Origin of the sequence: Peribacillus sp. TH16 (assembly GCF_016651095.1) — a bacterium.
In the GTDB taxonomy this organism is placed as follows: Bacteria; Bacillota; Bacilli; order Bacillales; family DSM-1321; genus Peribacillus; species Peribacillus butanolivorans.
The window spans coordinates 1,775,731-1,788,133 of record NZ_JAEKEM010000009.1 but is presented as its reverse complement, the minus strand read 5'-3'; the positions used below and the strand labels follow the sequence as shown (position 1 = coordinate 1,788,133).

General features: G+C 38.8%; 16 protein-coding genes. 14 read left to right on the top strand and 2 right to left on the bottom strand.

The features are described 5' to 3' along the window. The first annotated feature begins 58 nt into the window (after positions 1-58). From JFV29_RS22660 to JFV29_RS22645, 4 genes are all read left to right on the top strand, one after another. Positions 59-277 carry a DUF1659 domain-containing protein gene (locus JFV29_RS22660; protein WP_057219837.1) on the top strand — a complete coding sequence of 73 codons (219 nt, stop codon included), beginning with the start codon at positions 59-61 and terminating at the stop codon, positions 275-277. A gap of 43 nt (positions 278-320) precedes the next feature. Beyond that, complete coding sequence (locus JFV29_RS22655) at positions 321-539, top strand: DUF2922 domain-containing protein (RefSeq protein WP_056530286.1); 219 nt, start codon at positions 321-323, stop codon at positions 537-539. 91 nt (positions 540-630) lie between these two features. Then, positions 631-792: a YvrJ family protein gene (locus JFV29_RS22650; protein WP_056530289.1), complete on the top strand. Its 162-nt coding sequence runs from the start codon at positions 631-633 to the stop codon at positions 790-792. 570 nt (positions 793-1,362) lie between these two features. Beyond that, positions 1,363-2,157 (top strand): collagenase, encoded by a 795-nt coding sequence (locus JFV29_RS22645; RefSeq protein WP_201186507.1) that lies wholly within the window; start codon positions 1,363-1,365, stop codon positions 2,155-2,157. Positions 2,158-2,414: 257 nt separating this feature from the next. Here the strand turns inward: JFV29_RS22645 and JFV29_RS22640 are convergent, their stop codons facing one another. Next, positions 2,415-2,807, bottom strand: a complete 393-nt coding sequence (locus JFV29_RS22640; protein WP_201186506.1) for a thiol-disulfide oxidoreductase DCC family protein — start codon at positions 2,805-2,807, stop codon at positions 2,415-2,417. Between the two features lie 259 nt (positions 2,808-3,066). Here JFV29_RS22640 and JFV29_RS22635 point away from each other — a divergent pair, with 259 nt between their 5' ends. Continuing rightward, positions 3,067-3,336, top strand: a complete 270-nt coding sequence (locus JFV29_RS22635) for a hypothetical protein (RefSeq protein WP_201186505.1) — start codon at positions 3,067-3,069, stop codon at positions 3,334-3,336. Beyond that, a complete protein-coding gene (locus JFV29_RS22630) occupies positions 3,309-3,554 on the top strand; it encodes a hypothetical protein (RefSeq protein WP_201186504.1) in 246 nt (81 codons plus the stop codon). The genes JFV29_RS22635 and JFV29_RS22630 overlap by 28 nt, the downstream gene beginning before the upstream one ends. 555 nt (positions 3,555-4,109) lie before the next feature. Here the strand turns inward: JFV29_RS22630 and JFV29_RS22625 are convergent. Further along, positions 4,110-4,619, bottom strand: coding sequence for a GNAT family N-acetyltransferase (locus JFV29_RS22625; RefSeq protein ID WP_446728273.1), 510 nt, complete (start codon positions 4,617-4,619; stop codon positions 4,110-4,112). A gap of 252 nt (positions 4,620-4,871) precedes the next feature. Here JFV29_RS22625 and JFV29_RS22620 point away from each other — a divergent pair, with 252 nt between their 5' ends. The 8 genes from JFV29_RS22620 (at position 4,872) to JFV29_RS22585 (ending at position 12,391) form a co-directional block, all read left to right on the top strand. Beyond that, positions 4,872-6,329, top strand: coding sequence for a sigma-54 interaction domain-containing protein (locus JFV29_RS22620; protein WP_201186501.1), 1,458 nt, complete (start codon positions 4,872-4,874; stop codon positions 6,327-6,329). Between the two features lie 332 nt (positions 6,330-6,661). Continuing rightward, complete coding sequence (gene kamA / locus JFV29_RS22615; RefSeq protein ID WP_201188029.1) at positions 6,662-8,086, top strand: lysine 2,3-aminomutase; 1,425 nt, start codon at positions 6,662-6,664, stop codon at positions 8,084-8,086. Positions 8,087-8,088: 2 nt separating this feature from the next. Continuing rightward, positions 8,089-8,355, top strand: a complete 267-nt coding sequence (locus tag JFV29_RS22610; RefSeq protein WP_053347558.1) for a YokU family protein — start codon at positions 8,089-8,091, stop codon at positions 8,353-8,355. Between the two features lie 63 nt (positions 8,356-8,418). After that, positions 8,419-9,297 (top strand): putative beta-lysine N-acetyltransferase, encoded by an 879-nt coding sequence (gene ablB, locus JFV29_RS22605; RefSeq protein ID WP_201186499.1) that lies wholly within the window; start codon positions 8,419-8,421, stop codon positions 9,295-9,297. Positions 9,298-9,309: 12 nt separating this feature from the next. Then, positions 9,310-9,540 carry a ferredoxin gene (locus JFV29_RS22600; RefSeq protein ID WP_053347556.1) on the top strand — a complete coding sequence of 77 codons (231 nt, stop codon included), beginning with the start codon at positions 9,310-9,312 and terminating at the stop codon, positions 9,538-9,540. 133 nt (positions 9,541-9,673) lie between these two features. Beyond that, positions 9,674-11,035, top strand: coding sequence for an aspartate aminotransferase family protein (locus JFV29_RS22595; RefSeq protein WP_053347555.1), 1,362 nt, complete (start codon positions 9,674-9,676; stop codon positions 11,033-11,035). A 10-nt stretch (positions 11,036-11,045) separates the two neighbouring features. Beyond that, positions 11,046-11,744 carry a CoA transferase subunit A gene (locus tag JFV29_RS22590; RefSeq protein WP_056530315.1) on the top strand — a complete coding sequence of 233 codons (699 nt, stop codon included), beginning with the start codon at positions 11,046-11,048 and terminating at the stop codon, positions 11,742-11,744. Continuing rightward, the gene (locus JFV29_RS22585; protein WP_201186498.1) at positions 11,729-12,391 is read left to right on the top strand and encodes a 3-oxoacid CoA-transferase subunit B; all 663 of its coding nucleotides are present in this window, start codon (positions 11,729-11,731) and stop codon (positions 12,389-12,391) included. The genes JFV29_RS22590 and JFV29_RS22585 overlap by 16 nt, the downstream gene beginning before the upstream one ends. Positions 12,392-12,403 lie beyond the last annotated feature (12 nt).

The window sequence follows — 12,403 nt, the reverse complement described above, 5'->3', positions numbered from 1 at the left end:
CACCATGCTACTTTCACCTCGTAAAAGTTTATATAGAGTGTGAAAGGAGGTGAGCGACATGGCAAACCAAATTCCAGTATCAAGTACGTTAAGGATTGATTTTGAGACGGGATTAAATGAAAAGGGGTCTATTGTTTTCAAGCGTAGGTCATTTTCGAACATCAAGGTTGAGGCGACGGCGGATCAGTTGTTTTCGGCAGCAACAGCGATTGCAAGCGTGCAGAATTATCCAATGGGTGAAGTGACCAGAGTGGATACGAATTCATTGATTGGATAATCGGCTTTTAGCAAAAGGTTGAAAAAACAGGAGGTGATACAAAATGGCTAGAGTATTGGAAATGATTTTCGTAACAGAGGAAGGAAAGTCAGCGACGATTTCCGTTGAAAATCCGAAGGAGCCGGTTGATGCGAATACAGTCAAACTGGCAATGGAGCAAATGATTACGGGGAATGCCTTCGTTGCATCATCGGGCGACTTTGTCAGTATTAAAGGAGCACGCCTTGTCGAGCGTAATGTCGAGGATGTTGAACTTATCTAACTTGTCAGCAGGCAGGCTCATCTTTGAAGGACGTGTCCTGAAAATGGGTGAGCCTGTTTTTTTCACCATACTAGAAGAGAGGTGAACAAAAGTGGATCAAATCCTGCCATTTATCAGTGATATCGGATTTCCGATTATTGTTACCCTTTATTTGCTTCATCGGATTGAAACAAAATTGGATACATTGAACGAAACCCTTGTCGAGCTGCCGGATCGTTTGCAAGAGGGATTCCAAAGTCAGTTCAGAGGATAGGTAGGGAGCATTATGGATGTTATCATTCATAGTGCTTTTTTTATTTTTGCAAAAGGGATCCTACCACTACCCATCGAGCTAACGAGTAAAAATACTATATGTAAAATTATCTTGAGAACATTTTAATTTATAAAAATAACGAGAATATACGGTATATTATCGGTTTTATTTGCACATTGTTTACTAAAAAAGGAAAATATTATTATTTTTTTAAAATGTAACAATTATATTAAAATGTTGTGTTAGTATAAAAAAGTCAGAAAAATCAGAACGAAAAAAGAGTATTTTCAAATTACATATTTGAAATATTAAACGAAGCTTGATTCGAAAATTAAATTGATTACACACCCTAGGAGGATTCTACTTTAGAAATACTATCATCATTTTTAGCACTAACAATAATTATTTCATCCATGACGAATTCATTAAATGCCAGCTGTAAAGGGGAAGAAGTTTATAGTGTACAACAAGAACATCCTTTATTTTGAATTATGGAATCAACTCTAATAAATATAATTAACACGATTATTTTATTTGGATTATTAACTTAAAGAATTGGAAACCATTTGAATGAATTTTTTTAAAAGCGTTGCAATTAGTTTTGTAATCAGTTTAATAGTCTTGGGCACTTTAGTAATTGTTTATCATTTTTTATCTAGAAATAATACATTAGATCTGGAAAAACTACTAGAAAGGGAAGAATATCATTTGCTAGATGGGGTGAAAATTTACAATTCAGAAAATGATGAATTGAATAATCTAATTATTAATGAGATAACGAATCTTAATAAAGAATTGTCTAGTATGTTTGGAACCATTAATATGGATGTTAAAATAAATATAATAGTATTTGAAGAATTAGAGGAATTACAAAAGTATGCGGAATTAGAAAATATCGGAGCCTTTTTTGATAAAAATTATAATTTAATTGCATTGGTTAAACCCGATAACCTTGTTAGGGAAGCAGATGAATGGTTCTTTAGAAGGGATTTACGTCACGAGTATACACATTATTATTTGACTAAATATCTAAGTGAAAATAAAATTACAGCCGTTCCGAAGTGGTTCGATGAGGGATTGGCCGAGTACGTTGCAGTTACTATGGATGGGGTTGAGACTACGGACCCATTAGAGGAAGTAATTAATTTTGAATTGTTGAAGAGTAGGGAAGATTGGGCAATGCAAAGAAGAAACCATACAGAGTTATATCCTCAATCACATTATGGAATCAAATATATAATAGAAGATAATGATTTGAGCATAATAAAAAAAATAATAGATGATAGCTATAAGTTAGACTTTTCAAAATCCTTTAAAAGACATACTAACATAGAAATTAATGAATTTCATAAGTTAATCAATTGAAATATTGCATGTTAAAGACTACGTATCTTATCTTTTTTTAACTCTAGTATTTCAATAGTTACTAAAGCAATAATTGTTTTATTTTAGCACATTGTAAAGTGTGTTGGGAGTTTAAAATGGGTAAATAAGAAAGGAAAGAAACGCCTATAAAAGGGAGAGGTGATGAAGAAGTTGATTGCTCATTATTCATTTCCACGTTTAAAAGTAGGTGGAGTTACATTGAAAAAGGTAATTCAGTTGAATTACCTTTTTTTACGTTATAAAAACCGCTTTCGAACACTTGGGGATGGCAGCATACAGCTTTCTTCTTTTTTCCCAAACCATTTGTAACGGTTCTTGGCAATAAAGTCATAAGCGATGTTCCGAATGAAGCTTGGAACGATGGTAAAACCGTAAAACATTTTCCATGCCCCTTGTAAGCGACGGCAAATCCTCAGAGCTGCAGCCGATTTATAGTAAGCCTTATCCTTTTCGATCAGCACTATACTATCAATATTTGCAGGAACATCGTACTTTTTCATCAACTCTTGTCCAGCTTCACTTTGAAGCGAAGCGAAATGAAAAAGCCCCTGCGGATCACGCTTTATAATGAACTGGACACTTGAATCGCAAAAATTGCATTCACCATCAAATAAAATGACCGAATTCATGAACATTCCTCCTAAAGAGCGACGTTATCATACTCATGCTTCTATCATACACTACCCGTTTTGGTAAGGCGAAAAAGTATGGAATTGCTTGGGGTTTTAACTGTCTCTTCTATATTATGTCATGTTTTAATAAGGAGTAATTAAGGTTAAGGAATAGCTTTTTTAGTAGTTAAAAAAAGGAAATGTCGATATTATTACAAATAATGGGTTTGTTTACTGAATGATCAAAAGGGTTGAAGTACTATTTAGGGGGGAACCTTTGCTTTTTCAAAAAATGACTGTAGGATTCCTAGTTGTATGTTGCCTTGCTGCTTGCGACGAACAACAAATCATCAAAAAAGAAATGATTCAGATACAAAAGAAAACAGAAGTGCAAGATACATCCTCCAGTAATCTCCCATCTTACAATGCACCGAAGTATCTGGGGAAATATTTGTATAGCTATTGGGTAGCGGAAGGTTCGTTCCTTGTTATTCTAAGAGATGAAATTAGCACATTACAATGCAGAGGATCACAAAAGATGACATAGGACCAATTAGGCACTTTGAAATAATTGAACCAACCGATAACAAGATTACTGGTGTACTTTATAGTGTTGAGAAACAAAATAGAACTTCATTATTTACGTTAGAATTAAGCGAAGATAAAACGGAATTGACTATTACATTACCAAACGAAAAACCAGTTACTTTCAAAGAAACAGAAATAACTCCAGAAGAATATAATGCTAGTTATACTTGGAAATGAAATGTTAATTGAAGGAACAACTAAATTAACTCATTAATGACCTTGAAAGGGCTTACTTAAATACCAAAAGGTACGAAAGATTTCTGCAGATAAGGAAGCAGGCAAAGAAACATGGAATGAATTGTTTGCTTGATTAAGAATGAGACCAATAACCTCTAATGTGAATGGTGAATGATGGTGGATTGGATCAAATCGACTTAAAACGGAATAATTCGACGCACAAATCAAATAATTCGTCCTACAGGGAGATAATCCGTCCTACACACAAAATAATTCGTCCTACAGGGAGATAATCCGTCCTACAGGGAGATAATCCGTCCTACAGGGAGATAATTCGTCCTAAAACGAAATAATTCGACCCATACATCGAATAATTCGTCCTACACACTAATTATTCCGTCCTACAAAGAAATAATTCGTCCTACACACAAATTAATTCGACCTACAGGGAGATAATCCGTCCTACACACAAAATAATTCGACTTACAGGGGATAATCCGTCCTACACACAAAATAATTCGTCCTACACACTAATTATTCCGTCCTTGATGGATGTTAAAGTTCCAAACGCCAATTATTGCATCGCATAAAGCTCCCTGGAGGGTATTCGAATTCACATTCGGAAATAAGATTGAAGTCAAGCTTGCGACAAATTGCATTTGAAGCAGGGTTATGGATTGACGGGAATGCGTGAATATACTTGTATTTCCGCTCGGCTTTGACTTTTGCTAGTACAGCCTTCACTGCACGGGACGCAATCCCTTTCCCCTGATATGAAGGGAGGACACTCCACCCAATTTCGTACACAGTTTCATCATTCCACACGGTTCGCCAGTAGCCAACGGAGCCAACAGCCTCTTCCTCTGGATACAGGATGATGCTAAACATACACCCTTTACTTCCAATCTCAAGATAACGTTTGTGGCGTTTCAAAATTTGTTCTTTACTCTCTGGACCTCCGAGATGTTCCATCATTTCTGGGGAATTTAGTTGAAAAAGTAAATCAAGGTTCCTATCTTCCCATGGTTTAATCTGTAACCCGTTTTCTTTGCTTCGTTTTGAAATCTCGCTCACCCCTGACATTATATTATACGCTTAATCAATACTTTCTTTGCTGAGAGTGAGATTCCTTTATTTATATGTATTTATTGTTCTATCTATTAACCTGCTTGAAAATCCTAGAAATAACGATTAGTCGGCATGGAAATTATCGGTCATTATTAAATTGTGAGTTTTCAGATTATGTAGATGAATATTTCCCATTAAATGCTATAATTTACAGGTGGTTCTATCAAATGACAGGGCGGAGATGATGAAATGAAATCTTCAGTAAATCAGTTTTCCACTCAATTTGAATGGATATTGAATGTGATTAATGTTGGTGTCCATATCGTTAATAAGGATGGAGATACCGTATTCTATAATAAAATGATGGCTCATATCGACGGGCTGGATCGTGAACAGGTGTTAGGAGAAAATATCTTTCAACTGTATCCATCATTGACTGATGAATCCAGTACGCTGCATGTAGCATTGGAAAAAGGCATCGAAACGATTGAGTCCATTCAAACATATGTTAATTTAAAAGAGAAAAAAATAACTTCTATTAATAGCACGTATCCTCTATACGAGGACGGTGAAATTATTGGGGCAGTAGAAATCGCAAAGGATATTACTAAGGTCATGAGCATGTACGATCAAATTGTTGATTTGCGTTCCCAGCTGGCCGAGACCCATAAGAAAAATAAGTTCTTTGAAGGGACAGCTACCTATCATTTTAGTGATTTAATTGGGAGTAGTCCTGCTTTTCAAGAAGCTATTTCATTAGCAAAAAAAGCGGCTCGTACACATTCTCCAGTCATGATTTATGGACCTACAGGGACAGGAAAAGAACTTATTGCTCAAAGTATACATAATGTAAGTGCTCAGCGAAATCAACCATTCATTGCGCAAAATTGTGCTGCTGTTCCAAAGGAATTAATGGAGGGGCTACTGTTCGGCACAACGAAAGGGGCTTTTACCGGAGCGATGGACCGACTCGGGATTTTTGAACAGGCAAATGGCGGTACCCTGTTTCTTGATGAATTGAATAGCCTCGACCTTGGTCTGCAGGCAAAATTGCTGCGAGTATTACAAGAAGGCGAGGTACGCCGTGTTGGAGGTTCGAAGGAGCAGAAAATTAATGTAAAGATCATTGCTGCGATGAATATTTCTCCTGATGAGGCGTTAGAGCGAGGAATTATTCGCTCGGATTTATTTTTTCGTTTGAATGTCGTAACCATTCAAATGCCTTCTCTTCTGGAACGTAAAACGGATATTCCGGAAATAGTAAATCACTTTATTCAAAAATTCAATAAATCATTCTTTTCGGATGTACGCGGGATCAGCCAAAAGGCGATGCAACGGCTTCTTCAATACTCGTGGCCGGGAAACATTCGTGAACTGGGACATGCCATCGAGTTAGCATTTAACGTCATGGACACAGGGGAAGTTATGATTGAAGAACATCATCTTCCTGCTTATTTATTCCCTTCAGGAAAATATTCCGCCTCAAATGCGCAGAGCCATCATCCTCCATTAAAAGATAAGATTGATTTACCTGTCGTTCTTGAAGAAATGGAAAGGGAAATGATAATAAATATGTTTGAGAAATATAATGGGAATATCAGCAAAACAGCTGAGGCCCTCAATATTAAAAGACAAGGATTACAATATAAGTTAAACAAGTACGGTATAGAAAAAGTTTATGCCGCAGGATCGAAGGAATTAAAATGATTGGGGAGTAATTGAAAACGCTATCATTCACTTATACTTTTAGCGAATTGTTGTTCAATAGAATAAGTATGTAACTTGAAGAGGGCTCTCGCGAAATGAGACCCTCTTTTTTCAATCTCAAAAGGATAAGCATTAAATCCGTATCTCTTTGGCGCAAAGAAATTGGCTGCAAAATATTAGGCATAACGAAAAATATCTTGCGGTTTAAGGGGACGATCCGCCCTCTTTTTTCTATGTTTTTCTTGTTTTGGATGTTGGCATTATTCTTGCAAGTAGATATATATATAGTTTCTTAAGATAAAGAGGGGGGCATTTTAATGAGTTTGATGGGAATGGAAGTAAAACATGAGGAATACCTTGGTGGACGTAGACATTATAATGAGATTGAATTGTGGAAAGATGTAACGGAAGAGCAATGGAATGATTGGCTCTGGCAATTAACCAATACAATTAAAACTTTGGATGATCTGAAAAAAGTTGTGAACTTGACACCGGAAGAAGAAGAAGGTGTTCGGATTTCAACTCAAACAATCCCTTTAAATATTACACCTTACTATGCATCCTTGATGAATCCTGATGATCCTCGCTGTCCGATTCGTTTGCAGTCTGTACCGCTTTCGGCAGAAATGAACAAGACTAGATATGATTTGGAAGATCCGCTGCATGAGGATGAAGATTCTCCTGTTCCAGGTCTAACGCATCGTTATCCGGATCGAGTTCTATTTCTTGTCACGAACCAATGCTCTATGTACTGCCGTTACTGTACTCGTCGTCGTTTTTCAGGTCAGGTTGGCATGGGCGTTCCTAAGAAGCAATTAGACGGGGCGATTGAATATATTCGTAATACTCCGGAAGTGAGAGATGTTTTGATTTCTGGAGGAGATGGCCTATTAATCAATGATAAGATTCTCGAATACGTATTGAGTAATTTACGTGCTATCCCACATGTGGAAATCATTCGTATCGGTACTCGTGCACCGGTTGTTTTCCCGCAGCGGATTACAGAAAATTTATGCAATATTCTGAAAAAATATCATCCAATTTGGTTAAATACGCATTTCAATCATTCACTTGAACTGACGGAAGAAGCCAAAAAGGCATGTGATATGTTGTCGATGGCTGGAGTACCGCTTGGTAATCAGGCTGTTATTCTTGCTGGAATTAACGATAGTGTTCATATTATGAAAAAGCTTATGCACGACTGTGTTAAAGCAAGGGTAAGACCTTATTACATTTATCAATGTGATTTATCTGAAGGGATCGGCCATTTCCGTGCACCGGTTTCAAAAGGACTGGAAATCATTGAAGCGTTACGTGGCCATACATCAGGATATGCAGTGCCAACTTTTGTAGTGGATGCTCCTGGCGGAGGCGGAAAGATTGCCTTGACTCCAAATTACCTTCTTTCGCAAAGTCCGGATAAAGTGGTCTTACGGAACTTTGAGGGAGTTATCACGAGCTATCCAGAACCGAAGAACTATGTTGCTGGTAGTGCAGATGCTTACTTTGATGAAGTGTATGGTACCGAAGAAAGAAAAGGAGCTGTGGGGATTTCTGCTCTGATGACAGACGAAAAATTCAATTTGGTACCAGAAGGCCTGCGTCGCCTTGACAAGAGAAAAGCGTATGAAACTACTGATGAACATGCTTCTTTGAAGGATCGCCGTGATAAACGTGATGAAATGAAGGAAAAATTAAGGTTAGCCCAAGAAAAAAAGAACGCCATGGTCGGAAGTTCTGAAGGCAAGGGGGAATAAGGATGGAATGCTTGTGGTGTAATGCCCCCAACGTTGAGGAAAGTGAAAAGAAGGATTGTTACTGGATTATGCCTGATGGTAAACGATCAATAAAAGTTCTTCAGGTTCCAGCCCTGAACTGTCCAAATTGTGGAATCTATGTGTCTGATTCGATGAATCAAAAGGTGGATGAATCCTTATCTATATATGACGTGAGTGAGTATCCTGATGAGTTTACGTATGAACAGCTTCTTCAGGCTCCTGTAAAGAAATTGTTTAATTGGAAATAGAATGCCGGGAGAAGTAGATGATGCATCGCTTCTCCCGAATTTTAGTTAAGGAGGGTATACATAATGTCTGTTCAAAAGCTGCCTTTTTTCACCCGAATTGAGACTGGGGAATGTTTTACGATGGAACTCTATCTTGATCATGCAAATCATCGCTTACGCATTGATGATTATCGGGGGAATATCAAAAAAGCGATAACTCGAGCTCTAGTCATCGCTCAAGAGCATGGCTTTACAAAAGTGATACTTAAAGCTAGACAAGAAGATTTATCTGCGACATGGGTCCATGGATTTATGCTGGAAGGAATATTGAGTAAGTATTTTAATGGGAATGATGCTTATTGCATGGCATTGTATTTTACCAATGAAAGGCGAACAAGCGACTATTGGATGAAGGAAGACAAAATTCTCCAAGATGTTATTGATATTCCTAGAATAATAGAAAAGCAGCAACTACCTGAAAATTACTCCCTTCGATTTGCTGAAGTTGAAGATGCATATGAGCTGGCAAATTTATACGGTGCAATTTTTGAAACCTATCCAACCCCAATGAATGATGAGGGTTATATCAAAAAAGTGATGGAAGAAGGAACGATCTTTAGTGTTATTCAATATGAAGGATCCATCGTTAGTGCTGCATCCGCGGAAGTAAATGAAATGTATCATAATGCTGAACTAACTGACTGTGCAACGATTCCTCATCATCGAAAACATGGTTTTATGAAGGTACTTATCTCAGCATTAGAACAAGAACTTATCAAGAAAAATATTTATTGTTCCTACTCTTTAGCGCGATCTTTGTCAATGGGCATGAATGCTGTCTTTCACCAGCTGGGATATGAATATGGAGGAAGATTTACGAAGAATTGCAATATTTGGGATAAGTATGAGGACATGAATATTTGGGGTAAAGATTTATCTTCTGTAAATGGATTCTTTAAATAGGAGGAAAAGTTTATGGCTAAATACACATGGGTTGATAAAGATACCTGTATTGCGTGCGGGGCATGCGGTGCAACAGGTCCTGAAATTTATGACTATGACGAACAAGGAATCGCTTTCGTTATCTTGGATGATAATCAGGGGAATGCCGTAGTTCCTGAGAATCTGTATGATGACATGCATGATGCTATGGAAGGCTGCCCTACAGAATCAATCCTGATTCAGGATGAACCTTTTAGTTGGTAAACTCGGTTTTATGGATTTTGCCATCTATTCTTTCAATCAGTTAATAGGATTTTTCCAATAGTTTAAGAGTTTTAGTGTACTAGAACTTCATAGATGTGTAGTTGGTAAAAAATGTAAATAAAGGAGAGATGAAATGAAGCGGAATCATTTAATTAAGCCCATTCTAGATCATAACTATCCCACTGTCTCTCATGGGAAGGGAATATATCTTTATGACACGGATGGAAAACAATACATCGACGGATCTTCAGGTGCGGTTACGGCGAGTATTGGTCATGGAGTATTAGATGTTGTTGAGGCAATGACAGAGCAGGCAAGTAAAGTTTCTTTTGCATACCGATCTCATTTTACAAGTGAAGCCGCAGAGACTTTAGCCGAAAAGCTAAGTGAGTTAGCTCCAGGAGATTTAAATTGGTCGTTTTTTGTGAACAGTGGGTCGGAAGCAACCGAAACGGCGATGAAGATAGCCATTCAACATTGGCAAGAAAAAGGATTTGAGCGGAAAAATCGTATCGTCTCCCGCTGGACGAGTTATCACGGGATTACGATGGGTGCTTTATCGATGTCCGGTCATGTGTCAAGAAGAAAACGTTTTGTTCCGTTATTAGAGGATTTTCCTAGTATATCTGCACCGTATTGTTATCGATGCCCTTATGAATCTTCCGGCTGTAAACTGCAGTGTGCAAATGAATTAGAGACGTCCATTCAAAGACTTGGTTCTGAGAATATTGCCGCCTTCATCGCTGAACCAATTATCGGGGCATCTGCTGGGGCTGTTACTCCACCGGATGGTTATTATCAAAGGATTAAGGAAATATGCGAACGCTATGACATTCTCTTTATCGCCGATGAAGTTATGACTGGAATCGGTCGTACAGGAAAAATGTTTGCCATGGAACACTGGGGAGTTACCCCAGATATCATCGCATTAGGGAAAGGTATGAGCGCTGGCTATACTCCAATTGCAGCCACTTTGGTTAGTGATCGGGTTATGGAACCCATTTTAAAAGGTTCGAAGTCAATCATGGCTGGACACACATATAGTGCAAATCCTCTATCTGCTGCCGTTTCTTTAGAAGTGCTTGCCTACATTGAACGAATGAATCTGGTTCAGGCAGCGGAAGAGAAAGGACAGTATCTATTGGAGAAATTACATGGGCTGGCTGAGAGATTTGACATCATTGGTGATGTACGAGGAAAAGGGCTTCTCCTGGGACTTGAGTTTGTTTCAAATAGGAGTTCAAAAACTCCATTCGACTTGCAAGATGGCATAACCACAAGAATTGTCAATAAGGCATTTGAGAAGGGATTGTTGATCTATCCTGCTTCAGGCGCAATCGAAGGGATCGCGGGTGATGCAGTTATTATATCTCCGCCGCTAGTTATTACAAATGAAGAAATTGATAGTCTTGTAAAGATACTGGAAGCTTCAGTTGAGGAATTGCAGCATGAATTGCACTCGGAAGGTCTGATAGAGAACAAGCAGGCTATTTAGGAGGAACCATATGAAGCAGGTCATTTCGAAAAAAAACAAAATTGTGACCCTGGAAGAAGCACTCGAGTATATTACTGATGGATGTACTCTCATGTACGGTGGGTTTGGGGGAGTGGGGACTCCGCCAACACTCATACAGGGCATCCTGGACAAGGGCGTTAAGGAACTAACATTGATTGGCAATGATACGGGATTCCCTGATATTGGAATTGGCCGGCTGGTGACTCTTGAAAGAGCCAAAAAGGTCATTGCCTCTCATATCGGATCTAATCCAAATGCCGGTCGGCTCATGACTGAAGGAAAGCTGCAAGTGGAATTTTCTCCGCAAGGGACATTAGCTGAAAGGATTCGTGCAGGCGGAGTAGGCTTGGGCGGGATTTTTGTTGATGTCGGGATTGGAACGATAGCTGAAGAAGGCAAGGACAAAATGGTAATCGACGGAAAGGAATATTTGATCGAAACCGCTTTGACCTCGGAAGTGAGTATCGTCTATGCCAAAAAGGCAGATCCGTTGGGGAATTTGGTTTTTGACAAGAGTGCCCGCAATTTCAATCCGCTCGTAGCGATGGCAGGAGCTTTTACTATAGCAGAAGTTGAAGAAATTGTTCCGGTAGGCGAATTGGATCCGGAGTGTATTGCCACGCCAGGTATTTATGTAGATATGGTGATTCCAACAAAAGGGGTGAATTGGAAATGGGCATGGGAGTAGATGTACGAAATCGCATCGCCAAACGCGCTGCCAAGGAAATCCATGACGGATTAATCGTCAATTTAGGTATTGGCATGCCTACCTTAGTGGCCGATCATTTATCTCAAGATATCCATGTGCTGTTCCATGCGGAAAACGGTGTTCTAGGAACAGGCCCCAGTCCAAATCAGGGGGAAGAAGATCCTGCTCTCTGTAACGCAGGAGGGTTCCCGATTACGTCTGTAATGGGGGCTTCTTACTTTGACAGTGCAACTGCATTTGGCATGATTCGTCGAGGATACATCGACATTACCATCCTTGGGGCATTGGAAGTTAGTGAAACAGGCGATTTAGCCAACTGGATTGTCCCAGGCAAACGGGTACCGGGGATGGGCGGAGCAATGGAGCTTGCCCAAAAAGCCAAAAAGGTGATTGTCTTGATGAATCATGTAAACAAGCAGGGGGAATCGAAGATATTAAAGAAATGCACACTTCCTTTAACGGCAAGACATAGTGTAGATTTAATCATTACTGATATGGCTGTCATGGAAGTTACAAAAGAGGGATTGGTGTTGAGGGAAGTTATGACACCTTATACAGTTGATGATGTGATTGCGAATACAGAGGCGTCGTTGAAAATAGGGGCTACTGTCAACAGCATTGAATAGGTAAGAGGAGGA